The following is a 23079-nucleotide window of genomic DNA, read 5'->3' as shown; positions in this document are numbered from 1 at the left end:
AGCAGCTAAGGTCGGGAAAACACGCCGTCGGAGGTCAATTGCATATTGGTGAGACTGCGCTCGGCATGGATTAGCCGCCAACTCAGCATCTTTTGCGCATAGCGCAGCACTGTACCAGCCATTTCGGCGCGATCGGCGAGGTTGTTCATCTCGTGCGGGTCTTCCGCCAGATCGAACAGCAGCGGCGGCAAAGCCGCGAAATGCACATATTTGTAGCGCGCGTCGCGGATTACCGCATAGCTGCACTCGTCCGAGGACAGGCCAAGAGCACCCTCGGCCCTTTGTGCCTTCACAGTGCGGAAATCGTGCTCGAAAAAGACGGCGTCGCGCCAGTCGGTCGGTTGTTGCCCCTCGATCAGTTCCAGCAACGAACGACCGTCGCAAGCACGCGGCACCGGCTGCCCCAACCAGTCCAGAATGGTCGGCATGATGTCCACCGCCTCGGTGAAGTCCTCGATTTGGCGGCCGCGCGTCGTGTCCCCCACCCGTCGCGGGTCGCGGATCACCAGCGGCAGATGAAAAGCCTGATCGAAATAGATTTCCTTGCCCCAGACATGATGCCCGCCCAGCATCTCGGCATGATCGCTGGTGACGACAATCAACGTCCTGTCATACTCACCGGTCGCCTTGAGATGCTTGATAATGCGGCCAAGATGATGATCGACTTCCGCGATCAGGCCGAAATAGGCTGCGCGCATCTGGCGGATTTCGAGATCGCCTGCCAAAACCGGATCGAGCGGACTGTGCTCGTCATAGCGGCCCGGCTCGCTGATCCGATCAAGTTCATAGGCAAGAAGCGGATGTTGGCTTTTCTCCTCCCCCACCGAGGCGGCACGCACCGGCAGCGCCACATCCTTCGGATCGACCATGGCGTTGTAAGGCTCGGGCGCAATCAGTGGCGGGTGCGGCCGATAGAAGACGAAATGCGCGAACCACGGCCTGTCTCGCCGCTCAGCCAACCATTTCAGGAAGCTGTCGGTCAAAAAGGCCGTCTCGCTGTGCTCGGCGGGAAAGATCGTCGGAATATAGCGAAAGCCGCGATCGGCCGGCTTGTCGAATGGCTGGCGTGGCCGGAAGGCGTCGTGCCGACCGTTCGGCAGATTATATCCCCTGGCGGTCAGATCGGCGATCCACGCGCCCATATCGTCCGGCAGGTGGAGCGGAGTAACGAAGCCCGGCAGCACGCCGCGGTCATAGCCGGTCAGCACCGGGTCGTTCGGATGGCGCCCGCGCGGGTCGATGCTGGTATCCGTATAGCCAAACAGCGCCGGTTCATATCCCGCCTTGCGCGCTTCCAGCGCCAGATTGGTGTGGCGATCGTCGAGCGGTGTACCGTTGCGGCCCGATCGATGGTTCATCAAATAGAGACCGGTCAGCACGCTGGCGCGCGACGGACCGCAAGGCGTGCATTGGCCGAAATGGTTCCTGAACAGAACGCCATCGGCAGCCAGCGCGTCGAGATTGGGCGTGCGGACATTGGGATGGCCGAGCGTCGAGATGCAGTCGGCTCGCCATTGGTCCGCGCAAATGAACAGCACATTCGGCCGCTCTGTCATGGTCTCTTTCCGTTTCCCTGAAATTGTGGCTATTCCGGCCCGCGCTCGACGACCTTGTCGGTATTGGCCAAGAGCTTGCGTACCGCCCGCCGCGCGGCTTCCGGGCGGACAAGCCGGATATTGCGCTCAATGCTCTCATGCAGTTTCTGGGCGGCGTCGAGATCGTCACCTTCGCGCGTCACATAGAGAAAAAGATGGGAGAAGGCCGATTCGATCAAAACACCGAGCGGCACCAGAAGGTCATTGCCTGACGCGCGCAGAATCGCCAGATGGAAGCGGGTATCGGCACCCGTGCGCTCCTCCAGGGTCACAGCGGCTCCCATCTCGCGGCAGGCTCGGCTAATTTCATCCATCTGCTCGTCGGTGCGGCGCGTGGCGGCCAATGCCGCGGCCTCCGGCTCGATGATGTGACGGAATTCCTGCACCGCCTTGAGGAAGGCCTCCCGATCCGGTGACGACGCATACCAGGCCAACACATCGCGGTCGAGCAGGTTCCAGCGCTCACGCGGCTCGACACGGCTGCCGATCTTGGGCCGCGAGGCCAACAGGCTCTTGGCCATCAGCATCTTGATCGCCTCGCGCACGGCGGAGCGGCTGGCATTGAAGGTTTCAGACCACTGCGCCTCATTCGGCAATATGGAGCCAGGCGGATAATCACCGCGCACAATTCTCAGGCCGATCTCGTTAGCGAGTTGTGCATGCACGCTCGACTTTCCGGCCCTACTATCCCGAGTGCGGGAAACTACCGGCTGCTTTCTCGCCATCCTGCCCTCATCATGCGTCTGCCGCATCCCCAAGCACTATAGGCGGCAAGTCGCGACACCCTCCCGCCAGAAAGCCATCACGGCGCAAACTGTCAAGCCACGCAGCGCAATCATCTGACAAAAGGGCGACAAGCCCGCACGATTTCGCTTAACATGGCCGGCATATTCTCTTCAACGGACAGGAAAGCAAACATGGTTGCGGCTTCGAGCGAACGTATCGGATTCATCGGCCTGGGTTTCATGGGACACGGCATGGCCAAGAATATCGTCGAAAAGGGCTACCCGCTGACCTTTCTTGGCCGCAAGAACCGCAAATCGGCCGAAGACATGCTGGCACGAGGCGCCAGGGAAGCCGCAACGAGCCGCGAGGTCGCGGAGCAATCCACCATCGTGTTCCTGTGCGTCACCGATTCGCGTGAAGTCGAGGCAATCGTGCGTGGCCCGGATGGGTTGAAGGATGGTTTGAAGCCCGGCTCACTGGTGGTGGACTGCTCGACCTCCGATCCTGTCTCGACGATGGCGCTGGCGGCCGACCTCGCCACCATCGGTGTCGAGATGGTGGACGCACCGCTCAGCCGCACGCCCAAGGAAGCCTGGGAAGGCATGCTCGACACCATGGTCGGTGCGTCGGACAAAACCTTCGCGCGCCTGAAGCCAGTGTTGGAAACATGGGCCGGCCGCGTCGTCCATATTGGCGGCACCGGAGACGGCCACCGCATGAAGCTCCTGAACAACTTCATATCGCTGGGCTATGCCGCGATCTATGCGGAAGCCCTTGCGCTGGCGCAAAAGGTTGGCATTTCCCCGACGCGCTTCGACAGCGTCATCCGCGGCGGACGAATGGATTGCGGCTTCTATCAGACCTTCATGCGCTGGACGCTCGAAGGCGACCGTGAGGCGCACAAATTCTCCATGGCTAATGGCTTGAAGGATCTGACCTATCTGGAATCGATGGCGGATGCCGCCGGCATCGCCAATCCGCTCGGCAACGCCGCCAAGAACGCGTTTGCCGGCGTTGTCGCCATGGGCGGCGGGAAGGAACATATCCCGATGCTGGCAACTCATATCGGCAAGCTCAATGGCGTGGATCTGTCGCCCGAGACCGGTGGGACGGAGAGGCCCAAAGCCTGACGACGGTCGCCGTCAACTTAGTTTGCGAAATGACCGATGAATTGGCGAAAGGCAGGTGATGCGCCATCGCCGAACATTTCGTCAGGCGTTCCCGTGCACTCGACCAGACCTTCACGCATGAAGACGACACGGTTGGAAACATTGCGCGCGAAGCTCATTTCATGCGTGACCACCAGCATGGTCATGCCCTCCTCGGCCAACGCCCGCATTACCCTGAGCACCTCGCCGACCAGTTCGGGATCGAGCGCGGAGGTCGGTTCGTCGAACAACATGACTTTGGGCTTCATCGCCAACGCCCGAGCAATCGCCGCACGCTGCTGCTGACCACCGGACAAATGCGCAGGATAGACGTGACGCTTGTCGGCAATACCGACCTTCTCAAGCAGAGCCTCGGCCTCCGATACAGCTTCCGCACGCGGCCGCTTCAGCACATGCACAGGCCCTTCGATGATGTTCTGCAGGATGGTCATATGCGACCAGAGATTGAACGACTGGAACACCATGCCGAGTTCCGAGCGGATATGATCGACCTGCTTCTGGCTGGCCGGGCGGCTCCTGCCGCTGCCGTGGATCATTCGGATCTGCTCGCCATCGACCCAGATCTCTCCGGCATCGGCAATTTCCAGAAGATTGATGCAGCGCAAAAAGGTCGATTTACCCGACCCGCTGGCGCCGAGCACTGAAATGACATCGCCGTCTTGCGCCTCGAGCGAGATGCCGCTCAGCACTTCATGCGCGCCGAAGCTCTTGCGAATGTCGCGGACGGAAAGCCGTGTAACACCTGGCATGATGGCTCCGTGTTCAGGGTTTCACAGGTGGTGCGCGCAGGTGTTTCGATAGCGACCGCTCCAGCAGCGCCATGGCCTGCAGCACGATGAAATTAAGGATCAGATAGATGATCGCCGCGCACAGGAACACTTCCATGGTGCGATAGCTATGCGAGATCAGTCGCTGCGCCACGCCCGTCACCTCCCAGACCGTAACCAGGCTGGCGAGCGAGGTGGACTTCATCATCAGCACCACCTCGGTCGAATAGGACGGCAGCGCGTAGCGGAAAGCAATCGGCGCGATGATACGGCGCACCAGAAGAAAACCCGACATGCCGATCGAGCGCGCCGCCTCAATTTCGCGCGGCGAAACCGAACGAATGCCGCCGCGAAAGATTTCCGCCGAGTAACCTGCGGTGCATAAAGCGAGCGACAACACCGCACAGACAAAGGGTTCGCGCAACAGCGGCCATAACGGGCCGTCGCGAATCACCTTGAACTGGGCGAGCCCGTAAAAGACGAGAAACATCTGGATCAAAAGCGGCGAGCCGCGAAACACGAAGATGTACCCCTTGGCAAAAGCGGACAGGACGGGATTGCCGCCGACACGCATCCACACGATCAGCAGTGCCAGCAAACCGCCGATCGCGACAGACAATGAAAACAGAGCCAATGTTGTCGGCACCGCCGCCAGCAATGTCATCGTCGTTTCTGACAGGAAGGCGAAATCCATCGGTCGTGCTCAAACCTGGCCCATGGCCGAAGGCATGGAACGATTGGCACGCCGCTCCGCGCGGTTGAATATCTGGTCCGAAAGGCTTGTCAGGATCAGGTAAAGACAACCACCAACCACGAAGAACAGGAAATACTGCCGCGTCGAACCGGCCGCCACCTGGCTTGTGCGCATCAGTTCGGCCAGCCCCGTCACGGAGACCAGCGCCGAATCCTTGAGGCTGAGTTGCCAGACATTGCTGATACCCGGCAACGCATAGCGCAGAACCTGGGGCATGATAATGCGCCGCAGCCGCAGGCCACGATGCATGCCGATGGCCGATGCCGCCTCCAGTTCGCCTTTGGAAATGGCAAGATAGGCACCGCGAAAAACCTCGGCTTGATAGGAGCCTGAAATGACGCCGACGGCAAAGGCGCCGGCCAGAAACGAAGGCAGGCCGAGAAAGCCCTGATAACCCATCGCCTTGCCGACCGCCGTCACCGCGCTCGAACCGCCGAAATAGATCAGGTAGATGATGAGCAGTTCCGGCACGCCGCGAAAGATGGTGGTGTAAAGGTGGCCGAGAAAGTTGAGCAATCGGCTATGCGACAGTTTCGCCGCCGCAACGATGGTGCCCAATACGGCACCGATCGCGAGTGCGGCGGCCGTGACGGCCAGCGTCACCCCTGCCGCAACGAGCAGCAATGCTCCCCAACCATTCTCACCGAAGCCGAGCACTTCAAGCGTCGCCATTCAAAGCGCCTCCTCCATCACCAAACCGCGCCGCCAAAGCTCCAGCGGCGGCGCGGATTGGGTCTCTCAGCGTGGCGAAACGTCGATCTTGAACCACTTTTCGGAAAGTTTCTTCACCGTTCCGTCGGCAAGCGCGGACTTGATTGCCTCGCTGAACATATCGCGAAGGTCGGTGTCGGATTTACGCACGCCAAGCCCCTCGCCCGCGCCCCAGATCGGGCCGACAATGTCGGGGCCGGTATAGACGAGTTCGCCTTTCGCCGCCTCGATGGCACTGGCAAAATAGACCGTATCGTCGAAGCCGAGATCGATGCGGCCGTTCTGTAGGTCAAGATCGCGGTCGGCGCCGGTCTTGTATTCGCGGATGGTCGAATCCTTGCCGAAATTGTCATAGACGAATTTTGAATAGACGGTCGCCGCCTGGATACCGATGGTCTTGCCCTTGAAGGCCTCCTTCATCGCCTCGACTTCCTTCACGCCAGTCTGGCCGACGTCCATGTGGACCTCGGTGCCGGTGCCGGCGGCATTCGCCAGCGGGCTGTCCTTGGCGGTGGCAAAACCGGCCGGTGTCGCCGCATAGGGGATGGTGAAGTCGATCACCTTCTTGCGATCCTCGGTGATCGACAGCGCATCCATGATCATGTCGAACTTGCCGGCATTGAGCGCCGGGATCATGCCGTCCCAGTCGGAGGCGACGAGCTTGCACTCGACCTTCGCACGCTCGCACAGCACTTTGGCGAGTTCCGGCTCGAAACCGCCGAGCGTGCCGTCGGCGTTGGTCATGTTCCAGGGGGCGTAGGCACCCTCAAGCGTGATGGTGACGGTCTTCCAGTCTTTCGCCGCGGCTGGCGTGGCCAGCACGGCCAAGGCCAGCGCACCGGAAATGGCAAACGCGTTCAATTTCATCGAATTGTCTCCTCCAGAATTCAAAAGCCCCTGCGACCACGACATACCGGTCTGTGCCGGCTTGCCGGTTCCGGTCTCGTCAGGAACGCGGGATGGTCGATACGGCTACCATATGATTTGCCGTTTGGCGCGCAAGCACAAACTTGCCAAAACTCTCATGTCGGGGCCTGCGCGTCCAGCATGCGCCTTGCGCTGTGCTCATCGGTAATCAGCACGGTCGGCGCGATCAGGTTCATGGCGCCCAGCAGCGCCTCGGTCTTTTCCTGCCCGCCCGAGGTGAGAATACGGATTGGCGTCTTGCGTAGCCGATCCACCTCGACCGACATCACCAGCCTGTTGATGGGATGACCGACCAGATCGCCGTTTCGATCGAAAAAATGAAACAGAAGGTCGCCCACCGCGCCACGCGCCACCAGCGCCTCGCGCTCGGCTTCGGTTAGAAAGCCGCCACGATAGAACGTCGTGGCCGAAGCGATACCGCCGATACTGACCAGGACCGCATCCAGGGTATCGGCCATGCGGAAAAGCTCCTGCAGCCCGCAGCGCTCGACCAGCGCCTGCTTGGTTTCGACGCTGTCCACCACGGCTGGCGTGGGGATAAGATAGCCATCGCCCTGGAATGCCTGGGCGAATCGCCAGGCAAATTCCGCCGGGTTGATCTGGCGCGCCACGCCTACGCCGCCAAGCAGAGAGATCACCTTGAAGTCGCTCAACGTATGAGCGCCGATGAAAGGCAGGCTGCTGAACAGCGTGCGCCCCCAGCCGACACCGACCCGCATGCCCGAACGCATCGTCTCGGAGACAAACGCGCCGGTGCGGGCGGCGATTGCCGGGATAGGGTCGGACTCAGGCGTCGAAAGCGGCGCAACCAATGCCTGTTGAAGCCCGAAGGTCCGTTCCAGCGCCCGTTCCAGGCTGACGATCTCGCCAAGTTCGCTTTCAATCGCGATGCGCACTTCATTGCGCGCCCGCGCTTCGGCCAGCATGCGCACCACCGTGACACGACCGACGCCAAGCACCTCGGCGATCTCGTTTTGCGTCATCTGCTCGATGAAATACATCCAGGCCGCACGAATACGCAGCCGGTCGCTACGGCCCTCGCCATTCGAGCCGGATACATTCGCCGTCCCATCGACCACCGCGGAACCGCCATTTCGCCGCGAATGTCTTGCCAAGCCCACAGTCTCCCAAAATCCGGCTTGAGCGTTAACGATTCTACCGCCCGACGCAAGATCGCCTATTGACGGTCAATGCGTGGTGGCGACAATCGCACAGTCAGTTGGGACGCGCCGTCAGTTCCAGACGCCCCTTCAATTGTAGGCGAATCAAGATGCTGCGTGAAATCTCCGAGGAAGTCCGTGTCAATCTCAAGGACCGGCTGCGCGATGTGCGGCATGTCGTGCGCCAGCACCGGCATGACAGCCCGGCAGTGGAAAGATCGGGCGAAACGGCGCGGGCGAGGCCATTCTTCCCGCGTCGGGAAATCGAAGGGCTGCTCGGTCATGCCATCAGCGCTTTCGACGATGCAATGGGATTGGCGCAAACACTGGTGCCGCGCACGCATTCCGGCAATACGCATCGACCCAAAGGCTTTGCTGCTTACTTTCCCGCCGACGGCCAAAGCGGCCTTGATGCCGAGCGCGCCTTTCGGCGTGACATGTACAGTCTCACCCGCATGATGCTCGCGCGCCGCAAACTCGTAAATGTTCGTGTGCACGAAGCTGATTTCGTCGCTATTCATGCCGCCATGCGCCGACGCCATCAGCCGCTGCTCGCTATGCAGGATGCAGACATGGGGTGGGCAGAAAAGGTTTCGCTGGCCGCCGAACTCAGCGCAGCTCTGCTTGGTGAATTTCTGACCCACAGGCCACTGCGCACAGCACCGGCGGCGCTTTCCTCGCCCATGGCAGACGAAATTGCCCGTAACGATGCCGTTGCCTGCCTGGCACCCGTGGCGCTGGCATGCGGCCTCGCCTCCGTCGATCCGGACGGCAATGAGGCACCCGACCTGATCGACATGGCGGTTCTTGCCATCGATGCGCGCAGCGAGCGCGTAGTCCAGGCCTGCGACAGCGCCGATCCGCAGAGCGAACTGACGGTGCTGTTCGCCATGCTGCTGACCCATCTTCCCTAACCAGCTTCTGCCGTCAGTTCGGCAATCCGCTTTTTGGCGCGCGGTATAGAGGCCGGGCTCATCGAAAGCTCGGTGAGCCCCATGCGGATAAAGGCCGGGATCAAATCCGGTCTGCCGGCAGCCTCGCCGCACATGCCCACCATGATGCCGGCCGCTTTGGCCGCGTTCACCGTCATTTCAATGGCCGCCATGACAGCCGGATTGGTGACATCATTGAGATTGGCCACCGTCGGGTTCAGCCTATCGGCAGCCATGACATATTGCGTGAGATCGTTGGTGCCGATGGAAAAGAACGATACTTCCTTCGCCAGCATCGGGGCGATCAGCACCGCCGCCGGCGTTTCTATCATCACGCCGAGATCGAAACGCGTGAACGGCACGCTTTCGCGCGCCAGTTCGGTCGCGCATTCATCGATCAATATCTTTGTGCGGCGCACCTCGCCAATGTCGGAAACCATCGGCAGCATGACTTTCAGATTTCCGTGAATACCGGCGCGCAGCAGTGCGCGCAACTGTCGCTTGAAGATATCGGGCCGGTCCAGGCACATGCGGATGCCGCGCCAGCCAAGAAATGGATTCTCCTCATCGGGAAACTCGACGCCGGCGACCGGCTTGTCGCCGCCAATGTCGAGCGTGCGCACAATGACGGGATGTGGTGCGAAGGCACGCGCCAGCGCGCCATAAGTCTCAGCCTGCATGTCCTCGGAAGGCAGGTGCATGTGCCGCATGAACAGAAGCTCGGTGCGAAACAGGCCGACGCCCATGGCGCCGGCTTCCTGCGCCGCCTCGATCTCCTCCAGCGAGCCTATATTGGCCGCCACTTCGATCACCGTGCCGTCGGCCAGTTTCGGTACAATGCCCTTGAAGGCGGCGAGCGCATCACGCTCGCGCATGGCCTCATCGCGGCGGCGAACGAACTCGCAGCGCACCGTCTCGTCCGGATCGGCAACGATGCGGCCGCTCTTGCCGTCGATCGCAATTTCACGTGCGGCGGCCAGTTCCTTCACCCGTTCGCCAAGCCCCAGAACCGCCGGAATACCGTGCGAGCGCGCAATGATGGCGATATGCGAAGTGGAGCCGCCATGGCCGCAGACGATGCCGCCGATATGCTTGAGCGGTGCACGGGCGAGATCCCAGGCGCCGATATCGTCCGCGATCAGCACCGCACCCTGCCGAATATGTTCGAGGCCCACATCCTCCTGCCCCAGCAGCGCGAGGCAGATTTGCCGGCCAACCGCCTGCATGTCGTCGGCGCGGGCATTGAGATAGGGATCTTCGACAGCGCCGAAGGCGGCCGCCAGTTGCGTGCTGGTCGCGATCACTGCCGACACAGCATCGCTGCCCTTGCGAATTGCAGCTTCCGTGTCGCCGATCAGCGTTTCATCTCCGGCAATGTCGCGCAAAGCGGCGACGATCCCCCGGTCGCCTTCGGCCAGCGCCTCTTCAGCAAGGGAAGCATCCATGCGGGCGCGCACCGCATCAACGGCACGCGCGAAGCGTTCGAGTTCCGGCTCGATCTCGTCATTGGCCAGCGAGCGCGGCTCAGCCTCGACGCGAAGCGGAAAATAGGCAAAGGCTGGTCCTAGATATGCGCCTTCGCTGGCGCCGATGCCGCGCAGATCGCCAGGCGGTTGGGTTGACGGTTGTGTCGTCACGGCCTTGCCATCAACAGAAGCTTCGTCCGCCGGGACATCTTTCGCAATGGCCGCGCTCTCATTGTCCAGCCCGGATTTCGGGTTCTCCAGATAACCGATCAGAGCCTCGATGGCTTCGATGGCGTCGGCGCCGTTCGCCCGGACCGTGACCTCCTGCCCTTCCTTGATGCCGAGAAGCATCAGCTTGACTGAACTCTTGGCGCTCACTGCCTTGCCACCCTTCTCGATCTCGACATCCGATTCGAAACTCTTGGCGAGCTTGACGAAGCGGGTGGCGGGACGGGCGTGCAAACCTTCATGCACTCTGACGATCGTCGAGCGTTCCATTTGCAATTCTCTGATCTCGATTATCGCCGCTTTCAAGGCGGCGCTCTGTCATGGGTGTCCGTCACGCCGAAATTGTGATGACCGCGTCCTGCTGCAACGCGGCGACGAGTTTTTCGGTCTCGACCGCCGACGCACAGATTTCACCCGGCCGCTCGGCGTTTGCGGCATCGTTGAAGGAAATCACCACATGACCCATTTCCTGCACCTTGTCCCAGGCGGTCGCGCCAATCGCGGTGATAGTCGCCGACACAGCGCCAATGACAATGGAAGCCCCGACACCCGGCGCACCCGCGCTCGGCCCCTCCTCCACCTTGTGCAGCACCGAAACCTCGGCCAGTTCGGGCGGCGAACCGTCCGCAAACAGGATGACCACGCCGCCTTCGGCGAGGTCCGCCACTTCGGGGCCGATCTCCGTGACCCGTGTCCTCAAAAGAACCGTCATGCGGCGAACCTCCTTTCCTTTGCTAAAGCACGATCAGGCTGACAATCCATGCAAGCAGCACGGATATCGGTCCCATGACCTGGCGACTGAACAGCACCGCCGGGACCCCGATCTCGATCGTCTTGGGTTTGGCTTCGCCAAGCGCCAGCCCAACCGGGATAAAGTCGCAGCCGACCTGGGTATTGTAGGCAAACAGCGCCGGCAGAGCCATGGCGGGCGCAATCGTGCCGTTGGCGATCTGCGGCCCGATAATGGCGACGCCGATCACCTGGGCGATGACCGCACCCGGCCCCAATATCGGTGACAGGAACGGCAGGCCGCAGATGGCCGACAGGATCAGCAGGCCGACGATGTTGTTGGCCAGCGGCCCCATCGGCTGCGCCAGCGCGTCGCCGATGCCTGTGTAGAGAATCAGGCCGATCAGCATCGTCACGAAGGCCATAAAGGGCAGCACGTTACGCACCACCTGGTCGATGGTGCGGCGACCGGCATTGAAGAAGATGCCGACAACGCGGCCCATGACTCGGCCGATTTTGCTGATTAGCCCGACTATGCCGCCTTCGCTTGGCGGCGGAACCGGCTTGGCCGCGGCGGGAGCCGTGATCTGCGAGGCGGATGCGGCTCCGGCAGTTGTTGCCGGCTCGGACCCGTCGGCCATGACGATATTATCCGGCTTCACGCCCGAGACATAAATGTCCTCGGTGATGAACTGCGCCAGCGGGCCGGCCTGTCCGACCGAGACAAGATTAACGGTGGGGATGCGTTTACGCGGATAGACGCCGCAACGCGCCGTGCCGCCGCAATCGACGACCACCACCGCCATCTCGCCTTCGATCGGCGGGGCGCGGAAACCGTCCACCGCCTCGGCGCCGGTCAATTCGGCGATTCGCGCCGCGACGGGGTGGATGCCACCACCAGTGACCGACACCACCTTGTTGCGTTGCTCGGTAGGCTGGATGACAAGCGGTCCGCCCCAGCCGTTGGGGCCGCGGGAAATCTTTACGGCTTTATAGCTCTTGGCCATTCTGTCCTCCCGCTTTTATAGATCGACGCCCTGACGGCGCGCCATGATGGCTGTGATGCGCTCGGTCAGGATGCCCTTGAACAGGATGACCACAAGACCGACGACCGCGTACCAGATCGCCACCTGGATGTGATAGCCGGAGGCAACGGCGCCTTTCTTTTCCAATTCCAGCAGGGCGACGAGAATACCGCCCCAGACGAAATATTCGCCGGGGTTCACATGCGGGAACAGACCGAGCGGCGGATGCACATAGGAAACAGCCGCATCGTAGAAAGCCGGCTTGTGCTTCTCTTCCAGGAACGAGCCGAATGTGTAGGCCATCGGATTGGTCAGGAAGAAAACGGCCAGTACCGGCAGAATCGTGTAGCGGGTGAGCGCGATGCGCCCGGCGCCGCGCGCCACGCCGTGCACCCGCTCCTCGCCGACCAGTTCGGTAATGGCGTAGAATGCCGTCATCAGCACGACAAGCGTGGGGATGATGCCGGTGACGAAGCCGGCGAAGACCTCGCCACCCTTCTGGAAGATGCCGATGAAATACTTGCCGGCGGTGGTCAACCAGCCGAGTTGCTCCTCCTGCGGCAGTTCCTTCAACTTCTCGCGAAACTGGTCCACTGTCATCTTGCCGGTGTCGTCCTGCGCCAGAACCACCAGATGATCCGCCGCGTGTTCGACGGCGAGCTTACCGTGTAAGGCGGCATCCGAGACCATGGCACCTGCAACATGCAGGTGCTGCATGGTCATGTCGGCATGCCCTGCCAACAATGAAAAGACAGACATTTCTCCTCCTTAAGCCGCTCTGCGGGTCCCTTTACGTGTTTGCCGTTTTCAGCCCCGTGAGGCCCGGTCGCCTCTCAGGGTCGGTCCTCACCCGGTCGATCTGCTCGACCGCCTTGCGGATAGCTTCCGCCATCCCCTTGTCCTTCGCGTCCAGAATGGCCGGATTGGTGCGGATGCGTTCAAGCGTCATGCCCTCGAACGCCTCGTGGCGTCTGAACTTGGCAAAGACCGAGCGTCCACTCATCGTCATCAGGCGCCGTACCGTCAGGTCCGGTGTCACCACGATCATCGCAATGGTGCCCTTGGCAAAGCGACCACGAACCTGCCCCGCTCCGACGAAACCATCCGCGTATTTCTGAGTAATGCCTTTGAAGACATCGGAATAGTGCCGCATCTGGACCCAGACGCCGACCGACTGGATGAGCCACGCCACCACAAGGCACAAAAGTGCCCATTGCCAGATAGCCATCAGACCTTCCTCCCGGACTCGCCGGTCACGCAACACGCGGCGCGGCAAGCATCAATTAGAGAACATTTGTTTTTTTTCGTGTCAATATGTATAGTTAAGCTGACCTATGCGGCAGGCCTGCCGGGCGTGCTAGTATCGCCGCGTGAATGGCGGAAAGGAAGCCGGCATGGATTTGCGCTTCAAGGACGAATTGGCCCGCATGCCGGATCTCCGGCATCGCCTCAGGCGATTGCGCTGGTTCCGTTCCACCTTCCGCGCCAATGCCAGCGCGATCACCGCAACCTATGGCGTCGGCTACAAGATCGATGAATCCCGGCTGACCGCTGCCTTCCTCGACTGGATCGAAACGCTCGAAACTGACAAGCGGCTGGCGTCTGTCGATCGAGCCGATTTCATCATCTTCGCGGCCGGAATGGTGCTGTGCGAATTGATCCGGCGCAATCCGGCAACGGCGGTCCTCCACGAAGATGCAAGGCCAGAGGCACCACAAAGCCTGGTCACAGCGGAGATCATAAAATTTTGGCCGGAAGGCTTCCTCTATACCAATTACTGCGTTGCCGTGGTCGCAGCCGTTCATGAGCAGGAATTCGACCAGGCGCCAGCGCTCGACAAATGCGCCGATGATCTGCGCGTCTGGTGGTCTTATCGCGAGAATGTCAGGGAAATGCCGGCCTATGCCGTCGCCTTCCTCGACCGCTTCCTCGGCGGCGAGCCGAACTGGATCGCACCCGCTCACGCAACGTCGCGAAGCGCCATGCAACGTGCCTTGAACGGCCTCACGCCCGACAAGCCGACAATCGGTGCCGCCAACCCTTGAACATCGGCGTCTTTACCGGTAGCGACATGCGAACTATCGATCGGAGCATTCGTGACCAATCCGCAACTCATCATCTTCGACTGTGACGGCGTTCTGGTGGACAGCGAACCGCTGGCAGCCCTTGCCTATGAGCGTGTTTATGAAAGACACGGCATGAGCGGCGTGACCGGCGAGGTTATCGGCCAATGCGTCGGGATGAAGCAGGCCGACATCATCGCCCGCATCAAGGAACTGACCGGCCACCAGTTTCCGGCCCAAGCCGATGGCGATATCTGGGCCGAAACGAAGCAACTGTTCTCCGACAGACTCAGTCCGACACCGGGCCTCGTTTCCTTCCTTCAACATCTTTCCGCCCGCCGCTGCGTTGCCTCCTCATCCTCGCTGGAGCGCATTCATCACAGTCTCGAAGTGACTGGTCTCGCACCCTATTTCGGCGATGCGATCTTTTCCTCATCCATGGTCAAGCGCGGCAAGCCGGCGCCCGACATCTTTTTGCATGCGGCCGGCCAGATGGGCACGCAGCCGAAGGATTGCGTCGTCATTGAGGATTCGGCGTTCGGCGTCGAAGCCGCGACCGCGGCCGGCATGATAGCCATCGGCTATATTGGCGGCGGCCATATCTTCCCCGGACATGGCGATAAGCTTCTGGCACGCGGCGCCACTGCCGTTTGCGCCGACTGGATTGAGATTGGCACCCGGCTAAGGGAACTCGGCTTCCGGCTCTGACAACCGGAAGCGACGATCTCAAGCCTGCTGGATCGCCGTGACAAAGCGGTCTTCAAGCCGCGTTTCGCCAAACCAGTTCAGCCGGTTGACGGTCGCAACCCCGGCCTCGATGGCGCTGTTCTCGTCGCCCGGTGTCATGACGTGCGCGCGCCCGCGCGGCACGACAATCACGGTGCGGTCGCCTTCGCTCTCCACGACTTCGGCGCGACGCGCAATCTTGTCACGCCCGATGCGCGTCTGCCGGATTTCGGCAGGCAAAGTTTTCGGCAGATTGACACTGAGCCAGTTGCCTTCCAGCGCCCATTCACCGCGCGTTTCCCATAAAGAGCGGATCAAACGCGCCAGCCAATCCTTGTCGCCAGCCAAATCAGCCGGGTTCTTCACCCGCGAAAAGCCAACAGCGGGAACGCCCCAGAAGGTTGCCTCCCGCGCAACGCCGAGTGTGCCGGAATAAGCGAGGTCCTCCGCCACATTGCGCCCGTCATTGACCCCAGCCAGCACGAGGTCGGGCTTGCCTCCTTCGGCGAAGAGCCATGTGAAAGCCGCGACCATACAGTCCGCCGGGCGGCCGGAGCAGGAATAGCGCCGTTCGCCAAGTTTTGTCATGGAGATGGGCTGGGCCATGGTCAGGGACGCACCGGCAGCGGTATGCTTCTTCTCAGGCGCCACAATCCACATATCGTCACTGACCAGGCTCGCGGCTTCGGCCAGAAGAGCCAAACCGGGTGCGGCAATGCCGTCGTCGTTGGCGAGCAGTATCCTCATGGCTTTTCTCCTCGCGGCAGGGGTACGCTGTCGCCCGTCCGGCAATCGGTTCGAAGAGTGGAGATATGAGCAGCAAGCGATTCGAGGTCCTCAAGACCGCAGGAATGGCCGAGCGTAACCGGTCGCCCCGCTTGCTCCCATATCGCAACATTGCCTGAAAGCGTCGGGTGTGTCGGCAAACGAATCCAGTCGGCCCTGCCCTTCTCGTGCAGGACCCAGCCGGGCGTGCCGGACGGCAAATGACCCGTGAGCAGGATCGGCAGGCCCTTTTCATCCGCCAACGGGATCAAACGAGCGGACGGACCGGCCCGCCCCATGCCATCGTCCGCCAGAAGCGGACAATCCGGCAATGGCTCGCCATTGCGCCAGTCGATTGCAGCCGCCAGTCGCTTGCGCAATTCCGCGCCAACGCCAGGCAACAGGGCGTCCCCTACCGCGATCTGCGCGTCCAGTGATGCACGCATCGCCGCATGAATGGCGAAACGGCCTTCTATCGCCGCCATCAATTCCAACGAGCGCCCGGCAAGTGGCGTCGGTAAGAGACAGCCACCGGCATGCGCAGCAATCCAACTCCGGATCGCTTCGACGCGCGCCTGCCCGGACACCGGGTCTGCTCCATAGGAGGCATCGAGCAGAAGAAGATCGCAGCTTGGGATCGGGTCCATAACAAAGACACTGCTGTGCGGCACGACATCGGCACTATAGACAAGCCGGTTTCCAGCGCTTTCAATGGCGAACCAGACACCACCGGCGACATGGCCCGAGCGGCCGGTCGTCACGTCGATGTCACCAAATGTCAGGCTCTGGCCCGGCTCGAAAATCTCGATCCTATCTCGCGGAAAGGGAAACGCGCGCAGGTCTTGAGCATCGGCATAGTCGGCGAGCGTGGCGGGAGCCTGTTCGCAGGTCTCGGCGGTCATCAGGATGCGGCCACGATAGCCCTTTGCCAGCAGCCAGCTCAGTGCACCGACATGATCCTCATGCGCGTGCGAAATCAGCACAGCCTCGACGCCGTCAAGCGGTCCTGCGATGGCCGGGTAATAGTCTGCGCCATGTGCGCCGACCTTGATGCCAAGATCGAACACAAGACGCCGGCCGCCATTCGCGACGGCGATGCTGGTCCGGCCCTTTTCGCCGAAACCGCCGAGCAGGTCGATATGCATGGCTACACCGCCGGTTCGTTGGGAATGAGCCAGCCCGATTTGATGCGCATGCGGATCGCCGATCCACTGTCGAGGCCGATAGGTTCGGACTGATCGAAATGAAGATGCGTGTCGGCATCGGATGCTGGCGCGAATTCGATGCGCGCCGTGCCGCCCTTGTAGATTGCGCGAACCACGGTGCCGTCGAAGCCGCCGCCCTTGTCGCCCACGATTTCAAGATCGGACGAGCGGATGCAGATTTTCGCCGCCTCGCGCGGGCGTTCGCCGGGTCGGCAGCGAACAACCACCTCCTGCCCCAGTACCTCGACGCGCGCGTGACCGGCTTCGGCTGCGGTCAGGGCCTTGGCCGACAACACCATGCCCTGCGCAATGAAGGAGGCGACCATCGCGCTGGCCGGTTCGCGGAAGAGGTCGCGCGGCGCTGCAAGTTGGGCAAGGCGTCCACCATCCATCACAGCGATGCGGTCGGCCAGTGCCATTGCCTCGGCCTGGTCGTGAGTGATGTATACAATCGTCGTGCCAGTGCGCTTGTGGAAGGCGGCGAACTCGTCCTCCATGGAGGCGCGCAGATGCACGTCGAGATTGGCAAGCGGCTCGTCGAACAGAACCAGAGAGGGTGCCGCCACGAGGCAACGCGCCAGCGCCACGCGCTGCCGCTGACCACCGGAAAGATTAGCGGGTCGTCGATCAGCCAACCCTTCGAGGTTCACCAGCGCCAATGCCTCGGCCACCTTGCGCCGGGCCTCGGCCTTGTCCACTTTGGCTACCTTCAGCGCATAGCCGACATTTTGCGCCACAGTCATATGCGGCCAAAGGGCATAGTTCTGGAAGACGATGCCGACGCGCCGCTTCTCGGGCGGAACGCTGCCCTGCGAACCCGAAACCAGCCTGTCGCCAATGTGGATTTCACCGGACGTCAGCTTTTCGAAGCCGGCGACTAGCCGCAAAAGCGTGGTCTTGCCGCAACCGGAGGGGCCAAGCACGGCGAGGAACTCGCCATCCTTCACCTCGATCGAGACATCCTTGACTGCGTCGAAGTCGCCGAAGGACTTGGTCGCCCGGCTGATTTTCAGTCCCGCCATGGCAGCACTCCGTTCGGAAGGTAGGGGGCAAGCAGATTGGTCGCCAGCATCAGCACGAATGTCACCACGACCATGATGGCCGACATCGCCGCCGCATAAGTGGAATTACCGCCCTGCTCGAAGGAAAACATCACCACGCCGATGGTTTCGGCACCCGACGACCATAGCAGCGCCGAAACGGTCAGTTCGCTCAGCGCGGTCATGAAGATCAAAAGCCCGCCGGCTATGGCCGCCGGCGCCACCATCGGGAAGACAATGGTTCTCAGCCGCATGAACAGGCCGGCGCCGGCGATCTGCGCGGCCTCTTCCAGTGTCCGGTCGATCTGGTGGTAGCCGGCAACCGTCGGTCTCAGCGCCAGCACCAGGAAACGGGCGAGATAGGCATAGAGGATGATCCAGACCGTATTGTAGATATGGATGCCGGTGAACGGGATCGGCCGCAGGAACAGAAGCAGGGCCGCGATCGCCATCACCACGCCGGGGAGTGCATAGGGCAGCTCGACCGAAAGGTTGATGAAGCGCACCCATTTGTGCTTGCTCCAGGCGACCAGATAGCCAATCGGCACCGCGACAAGCACAGCGAACAAAGCGGTCCCCAAAGCGAGATAGAAGCTGTTGAAGAAGGCGCGGCCGGCGGCCTCATGCTGGAACAGCACGAAACGGTAATTGTCCAGGGTCGCCGTCTCCATACTGAGCGGAATGCCGTAGCCGGGCACCAGCGAGGTGAGCAGCAGGCCGAACAGCGGCAGGACCAGGATCATCAAAATGACCAGCCACATGGCCGTCTGCACCGGCAGCCGCCAGCGCCCGAGTTCATACGGTTCGGCAGGCAGCGATGTGGTGGCGATGCGGAAATCGCGCCGCCGGCTCATCACGTCCTGCGCCACGATGCCGGTCATGGCGATAACGCCGATCAACACCGAAAGAAAAGCCGTTTCGCCCAATACCGCCGGTCCGCCGCCGGCGAGTTTTTGGTAGATCAATGTCGGCAGCACGAGATAGTTGGCGGGAATGCCAAGAAAGGCCGGAATGCCGAAATTGCCGACGCAGGACACGAAAGCCAGTGCCGCCGCGGCCACGATGGAAGGAGTCATCAAGGGTAGCACGACCGTGGTCAACACCGTGAACCAACCGGCGCCACCCGCCCGCGCCGCCTCGACCAGTTCGCGCGGCAGCTTGCGCAGACCGGCCCTTACCAGCAGGAACACCAGCGGGCCATATTGGATGCCCAGCAGAAGGATGATGCCGCTGGCCGAATAGAGCGGATTTCGGGTACCGAGCGGCGGGGCCATGCCAATGAGCTTGAGGAAGGGACTGGCCGGGCCGAACAATTGCAGCCAAGCCAGCGCCGTCACCTGCGGCGCGATCATCAAGGGCATCACATAGCAGAGCACGAAGCCACTGCGGCCGCGCATATCGGTCAGCGTGACCAGCAAGGCCACGCTTGCGCCAAGCAGCACCGCAAGCAGGGTGCCGCCGATACCGACAACCAGTGTGTGCCATGTCGCGATCCACGCCGCATCGCCGGCCAGTGCTGCCCTGATCGCGGCGGTCGAGAACGTACCACCTGGCAGGACAAGCTCCTTGAGCAGGCGCAGCATCGGCAACAGCGAAAGCAGCGCGATGACCGCAACAACAGCCACCGTCAGGACCAGTTCCTGGCCCCGACTTTCCTTCACGCGGGTAAACATGACGAGTTTCCCTGAGCCTCCGCCGTGCCGTTCAGCCTCAGCCGCCGAACAGTTTCCCGAACTTTTCCTTGTCGGCGTCGGTCTCGCTGACGATCGCCTTGGTATCGAAGGCCATGACCTTGACCTTCACGCCCTCCGGCAGCCAGTCGGGCCGTCCGACCGAAGCCCTGGCCGGCAGATAGCCCATGGAAAGCGCCAGCTTCTGTCCTTCATCGGAAAGGATGAAATCGACAAAGGCCTTCGCACCCTTGACGTTCTTGGCGGTCTTGAGAATGGCCACCGGTTCCGTCACCGCCGAAACACCTTCCGAGGGGAAGACGAAATCGATAGGAGATCCTTTCTTCTTGGCGCGCATGGCCATGAAATCGACCAGAATTCCATAGGGTTTCTCACCGCTGGCGACAGCCTTCAAAACCGCGCCGTTGCCGCGCACGGCAATGGTGTTGTTGGCCTTGAGCTTCTCGAAATAGTCCCAGCCGTAATCCGGGTTGAGCACGAAGCCGGAAAGCAGATAGGCGGCCGCACCTGAATAGAGCGGGCTCGGCATGACCAGCCCGTCCTTGTATTCGGGCTTGGTAAGATCGGCCCAATGCTGCGGCTTTTCCTTCGCTCCGGTATTGTAGGCAATGCCGGTAGTGATCAGCTTGGAGCCGAAATAGGTCTTGTCGGCGTCATAGGCGCTCGGCTCGATACCATCCAGCTTGGCTTCCGGATACGGCATCAGCCGGTCATCCTTCTTGAGCAGTTCCATGCTCACCGCGTCGGCAATCAAAAGCACGTCCGGCTGCGGACTGTTGGCGGCAAATTCTGCCGCCAGTTTGGTGAGGATATCGCTGGTTCCGGAGCGGTAGATATTTACATCGATACCCGGATTGGCCTTCTCGAAGGCATCTACCGTCTTGGTCGCGTCGGCTTCCGGCTGCGAAGTGTAGAGCGTGAGCGTTTCGGCATGCGCTGCGCCGGCAAAGAGCCCCGAACCCAGTAATGCCGCGAGCGCGACCTGCCCCGCCAGCCGCTTGATGATGTGCGTCTTCATGAGACCTCCTGATTCCTTTGTGCAAGATCGCGCCAATTCCAATGGCGCAACCTGCTCCTCCCTGCATGGCGGATATGACCGGTAGATGACATAACGCCAACCTCATTTGATATGTTCATTTGTTTGTTGTCAAATACAAATGAACAAGTTTACAGTGAAAAGCGTCCGGAGAGCGGGCACCAAGCGGGAGGGCTCCATGGCGAACGACAAAGTCGACAAGGCCGGCGGGCATGTCCCACTGGTTTCGTCCGACATCAACGTCAAGACGGCGTGGCTCTATTACGTCGAAGGCCTGACGCAGGAACAGATCGCCGAAAAACTCGGCGTCAATCGCGTCAAGGTCATGCGCACGCTGGCCGCGTGCCAGGCCGAAGGCATCGTCGTAACCACGATCAACGCACAGACGACAAAGCAGATCGCGCTGGAACGCGAACTGGAACGGCGTTGGGGACTGGATACGGCCATCGTCGTGCCCACGCCGTCAGGTGACGAACATCTGGAAAAGGCCATCGGCCACGCCATCGCGACTTATCTCGGCGAGACCATGCGAGACGGCACGACACTCGCCATCGGCGGCGGCGCGACCCTGCACGCCAGCCTTGCCTTTCTTGTACGGCGGCAGCTACGCGGTTCGGCCGTGGTGGCGCTGGTCGGTAGCCTGCCGCACTCGCAATGGATCAATCCGTCGATTGTCGCCGCCAAGGTGGCCGATGTCTATGGCATCGACAGCTACCAGCTTCCCGCGCCCGTCGTCGTTCACGCCCCGGCATTGCGCGATCTCCTATGGGCGCAACCTGAGTTGAAGGACGTGCGCGAACGCGCCTCACGCGCCGATATCGCTCTGCTCACCGTCGGTGAGATTTCACCCGGCGCTACCGTGTTCCGCTACGGTATCGTGCCGCCGTCCCTGATCCCTTCGCTGGCAGCCAAGGGTGCCGTTGCCAACATGCTCTCATACTTCGTCGATGCCGAAGGCAGGCTGGTCGAGCATGAGGTGAACGAGCGCATCATGGCCATCGGCCTCGACATCGTGGCCACCGTGCCCAATGTAGTGTTGGCGGCTGGCGGAATGCACAAGGTCACGGCCATGCGCGCGGCACTGAAAGCAGTGAATGCAAAAGTGCTGATTACAGACAGCCGGACCGCCGCCGCACTCTGCGATTAATCACAGGCTCAGATCAATCCGCGTTCGCGCAAAAAATCGTCGATGCCGACATGGGTCATCGCCTCGAACTCGTTGATTGCCTCGGCCATGCGCTTGCGCTGGGCTGCAAGCAATGCGAACACCTGCCGCATCTCACCCGAAACGCCGAAGCGGTCCCACCGCTCCGCGATGTGCGGCGGCAGGCCGATATCGGCGCAAAACGCCTCCAGGCTTTCATACCCCAGTTCCGACACGAATGTTCTCGTCTCCGGCCCGGACATGCGGGCCTCGAAGGCGTGGTCATGCAAGCGCCGCGCCACCAGCCTGATATCGGCCGGCGAGGCGCCCATGACCTTGGAAACCAGGTTCCTCACTTCAGAAGGACGGAAAGCAGGCATCTTTTCCTCCATGGGCGCGAACAAGTTCCACACTCGATCGATATAATGATGGGCCGGGATAATTTCACTGGCAAGGCGCTTTCCCGTTATTTCCTCACACCAGCATGGCCATGGGGTTTTCGATGAGGCGCTTGAAGGCCCCGAGCAGTTCGGCGCCCAGCGCCCCGTCGACGGCGCGATGGTCGGTCGAAAGCGTCACCGACATCACGGTGGCGATGGCAATCTCGCCATTTTTGACCACAGGCCGCTCCTCGCCCGCACCCACCGCCAGGATCGTCGCATGCGGCGGGTTGATCACGGCGGCAAAGTCCTTGATGCCGAACATGCCGAGATTGGAGACGGCTGTCGTGCCGCCCTGATATTCTTCCGGCTTCAGCTTGCGCTCGCGCGCGCGTTTGGCCATGTCCTTCATCTCGTTGGAGATCGCCGACAGGCTTTTCTCGTCGGCTTTGCGCACGATCGGCGTGATCAGCCCACCGGGAATGGAAACCGCAACGCCGACATCGGCATGCCTGTGCTTGACCATGGCGCTTTCGGTCCAGGACGCATTGGCATCCGGCACCGCCATCAAAGCCATGGCCATCGCCTTGATGATCAGGTCGTTGACCGAAAGCTTGTAGGCGGGAACCTCGCCATGCTCGGTCTTCTTCATCGGGGCCGCGCCATTGAGTTGTTTTCGCAAGGCCAGCAGCGCATCCAGTTCGCAATCGAGCGTCAGATAGAAATGCGGGATGGTGGATTTCGCCTCGACCAGCCGCCGCGCAATCGTCTTGCGCATATTGTCATGCGGCACAAGTTCGTAGGAGCCATCCTCGAACAGCTTCAACACCGCATCGTCAG

The 23079-nt window shown here is 61.4% G+C and carries 23 protein-coding genes and 1 pseudogene; 5 read left to right on the top strand and 19 right to left on the bottom strand.

What is annotated here, in order from left to right; all coding sequences use genetic code 11:
• Window positions 1-5: 5 nt before the first annotated feature.
• Window positions 6-1556, bottom strand: coding sequence for an alkaline phosphatase family protein (locus BFN67_RS00120; protein WP_080917564.1), 1551 nt, complete (start codon window positions 1554-1556; stop codon window positions 6-8).
• 29 nt (window positions 1557-1585) lie between these two features.
• A pseudogene (locus tag BFN67_RS00115) lies at window positions 1586-2269 on the bottom strand (FadR/GntR family transcriptional regulator); the annotation flags it as partial.
• Window positions 2270-2512: 243 nt separating this feature from the next.
• On the opposite strand from BFN67_RS00115, the gene BFN67_RS00110 reads away from it, so the two are divergent.
• The gene (locus BFN67_RS00110; protein WP_080917903.1) at window positions 2513-3451 is read left to right on the top strand and encodes an NAD(P)-dependent oxidoreductase; all 939 of its coding nucleotides are present in this window, start codon (window positions 2513-2515) and stop codon (window positions 3449-3451) included.
• 17 nt (window positions 3452-3468) lie between these two features.
• Here the strand turns inward: BFN67_RS00110 and BFN67_RS00105 are convergent, their stop codons facing one another.
• From BFN67_RS00105 to BFN67_RS00085, 5 genes are all read right to left on the bottom strand, one after another.
• Window positions 3469-4239: an ABC transporter ATP-binding protein gene (locus BFN67_RS00105; protein ID WP_080917562.1), complete on the bottom strand. Its 771-nt coding sequence runs from the start codon at window positions 4237-4239 to the stop codon at window positions 3469-3471.
• A 13-nt stretch (window positions 4240-4252) separates the two neighbouring features.
• Window positions 4253-4951 carry an ABC transporter permease gene (locus BFN67_RS00100; RefSeq protein WP_080917561.1) on the bottom strand — a complete coding sequence of 233 codons (699 nt, stop codon included), beginning with the start codon at window positions 4949-4951 and terminating at the stop codon, window positions 4253-4255.
• A gap of 9 nt (window positions 4952-4960) precedes the next feature.
• Window positions 4961-5683 (bottom strand): ABC transporter permease, encoded by a 723-nt coding sequence (locus BFN67_RS00095; protein ID WP_080917560.1) that lies wholly within the window; start codon window positions 5681-5683, stop codon window positions 4961-4963.
• Window positions 5684-5749: 66 nt separating this feature from the next.
• Window positions 5750-6589 carry a transporter substrate-binding domain-containing protein gene (locus BFN67_RS00090; RefSeq protein WP_080917559.1) on the bottom strand — a complete coding sequence of 280 codons (840 nt, stop codon included), beginning with the start codon at window positions 6587-6589 and terminating at the stop codon, window positions 5750-5752.
• Window positions 6590-6744: 155 nt separating this feature from the next.
• Window positions 6745-7728, bottom strand: coding sequence for a sugar-binding transcriptional regulator (locus BFN67_RS00085; protein WP_245295128.1), 984 nt, complete (start codon window positions 7726-7728; stop codon window positions 6745-6747).
• A gap of 191 nt (window positions 7729-7919) precedes the next feature.
• On the opposite strand from BFN67_RS00085, the gene BFN67_RS00080 reads away from it, so the two are divergent.
• Window positions 7920-8723 carry a hypothetical protein gene (locus BFN67_RS00080; protein WP_080917558.1) on the top strand — a complete coding sequence of 268 codons (804 nt, stop codon included), beginning with the start codon at window positions 7920-7922 and terminating at the stop codon, window positions 8721-8723.
• On the opposite strand, the gene ptsP is transcribed toward BFN67_RS00080, so the two are convergent.
• The 5 genes from ptsP to BFN67_RS00055 form a co-directional block, all read right to left on the bottom strand.
• Window positions 8720-10705 (bottom strand): phosphoenolpyruvate--protein phosphotransferase, encoded by a 1986-nt coding sequence (gene ptsP, locus BFN67_RS00075; protein WP_080917901.1) that lies wholly within the window; start codon window positions 10703-10705, stop codon window positions 8720-8722. The genes BFN67_RS00080 and ptsP overlap by 4 nt on opposite strands.
• Before the next feature lie 61 nt (window positions 10706-10766).
• Complete coding sequence (locus BFN67_RS00070) at window positions 10767-11147, bottom strand: PTS glucitol/sorbitol transporter subunit IIA (RefSeq protein WP_080917557.1); 381 nt, start codon at window positions 11145-11147, stop codon at window positions 10767-10769.
• 22 nt (window positions 11148-11169) lie between these two features.
• The gene (srlE, locus tag BFN67_RS00065; RefSeq protein ID WP_080917556.1) at window positions 11170-12171 is read right to left on the bottom strand and encodes a PTS glucitol/sorbitol transporter subunit IIB; all 1002 of its coding nucleotides are present in this window, start codon (window positions 12169-12171) and stop codon (window positions 11170-11172) included.
• A 15-nt stretch (window positions 12172-12186) separates the two neighbouring features.
• Window positions 12187-12948, bottom strand: coding sequence for a PTS glucitol/sorbitol transporter subunit IIC (gene srlA, locus BFN67_RS00060; protein ID WP_080917555.1), 762 nt, complete (start codon window positions 12946-12948; stop codon window positions 12187-12189).
• 31 nt (window positions 12949-12979) lie between these two features.
• Window positions 12980-13417, bottom strand: coding sequence for a transcriptional regulator GutM (locus BFN67_RS00055; RefSeq protein ID WP_080917554.1), 438 nt, complete (start codon window positions 13415-13417; stop codon window positions 12980-12982).
• 166 nt (window positions 13418-13583) lie between these two features.
• Here BFN67_RS00055 and BFN67_RS00050 point away from each other — a divergent pair, with 166 nt between their 5' ends.
• Together BFN67_RS00050 and BFN67_RS00045 are read left to right on the top strand one after the other, a co-directional pair.
• Window positions 13584-14234: a hypothetical protein gene (locus BFN67_RS00050; protein WP_080917900.1), complete on the top strand. Its 651-nt coding sequence runs from the start codon at window positions 13584-13586 to the stop codon at window positions 14232-14234.
• A gap of 51 nt (window positions 14235-14285) precedes the next feature.
• Window positions 14286-14960: an HAD family hydrolase gene (locus BFN67_RS00045; protein ID WP_080917553.1), complete on the top strand. Its 675-nt coding sequence runs from the start codon at window positions 14286-14288 to the stop codon at window positions 14958-14960.
• An 18-nt stretch (window positions 14961-14978) separates the two neighbouring features.
• Here the strand turns inward: BFN67_RS00045 and BFN67_RS00040 are convergent, their stop codons facing one another.
• Genes BFN67_RS00040 through BFN67_RS00020 form a run of 5 tightly spaced genes read right to left on the bottom strand, consistent with a single transcriptional unit; the run spans window position 14979 to window position 20697 of the window.
• Entirely contained in the window at window positions 14979-15725 is a 747-nt protein-coding gene (locus BFN67_RS00040) for a 5'/3'-nucleotidase SurE (RefSeq protein ID WP_080917552.1), read from the bottom strand.
• Entirely contained in the window at window positions 15722-16888 is a 1167-nt protein-coding gene (locus BFN67_RS00035) for an MBL fold metallo-hydrolase (RefSeq protein ID WP_080917551.1), read from the bottom strand. Before BFN67_RS00035 ends, BFN67_RS00040 begins: the two co-directional genes overlap by 4 nt.
• A gap of 2 nt (window positions 16889-16890) precedes the next feature.
• Entirely contained in the window at window positions 16891-17970 is a 1080-nt protein-coding gene (locus BFN67_RS00030; RefSeq protein ID WP_080917550.1) for an ABC transporter ATP-binding protein, read from the bottom strand.
• The gene (locus tag BFN67_RS00025; RefSeq protein ID WP_080917549.1) at window positions 17958-19661 is read right to left on the bottom strand and encodes an ABC transporter permease; all 1704 of its coding nucleotides are present in this window, start codon (window positions 19659-19661) and stop codon (window positions 17958-17960) included. Before BFN67_RS00025 ends, BFN67_RS00030 begins: the two co-directional genes overlap by 13 nt.
• Window positions 19662-19698: 37 nt before the next feature.
• Window positions 19699-20697 carry an ABC transporter substrate-binding protein gene (locus BFN67_RS00020; RefSeq protein ID WP_080917548.1) on the bottom strand — a complete coding sequence of 333 codons (999 nt, stop codon included), beginning with the start codon at window positions 20695-20697 and terminating at the stop codon, window positions 19699-19701.
• Between the two features lie 196 nt (window positions 20698-20893).
• Here BFN67_RS00020 and BFN67_RS00015 point away from each other — a divergent pair, with 196 nt between their 5' ends.
• On the top strand, window positions 20894-21862 hold the full coding sequence (locus tag BFN67_RS00015) for a sugar-binding transcriptional regulator (RefSeq protein WP_080917899.1): 969 nt from the start codon (window positions 20894-20896) through the stop codon (window positions 21860-21862).
• Window positions 21863-21870: 8 nt separating this feature from the next.
• Here the strand turns inward: BFN67_RS00015 and BFN67_RS00010 are convergent, their stop codons facing one another.
• Window positions 21871-22239 carry a hypothetical protein gene (locus BFN67_RS00010; protein ID WP_080917898.1) on the bottom strand — a complete coding sequence of 123 codons (369 nt, stop codon included), beginning with the start codon at window positions 22237-22239 and terminating at the stop codon, window positions 21871-21873.
• A 94-nt stretch (window positions 22240-22333) separates the two neighbouring features.
• A partial coding sequence (locus BFN67_RS00005; protein ID WP_192856738.1) for a 2-oxo acid dehydrogenase subunit E2 occupies window positions 22334-23079 on the bottom strand: 746 nt, incomplete at its 5' end.

Origin of the sequence: Manganibacter manganicus (assembly GCF_002075885.1) — a bacterium.
In the GTDB taxonomy this organism is placed as follows: domain Bacteria; phylum Pseudomonadota; class Alphaproteobacteria; order Rhizobiales; family Rhizobiaceae; genus Mesorhizobium; species Mesorhizobium manganicum.
The sequence above is the reverse complement of the archived record's forward strand: the minus strand, read 5'-3'. Positions and strand labels throughout refer to the sequence as shown.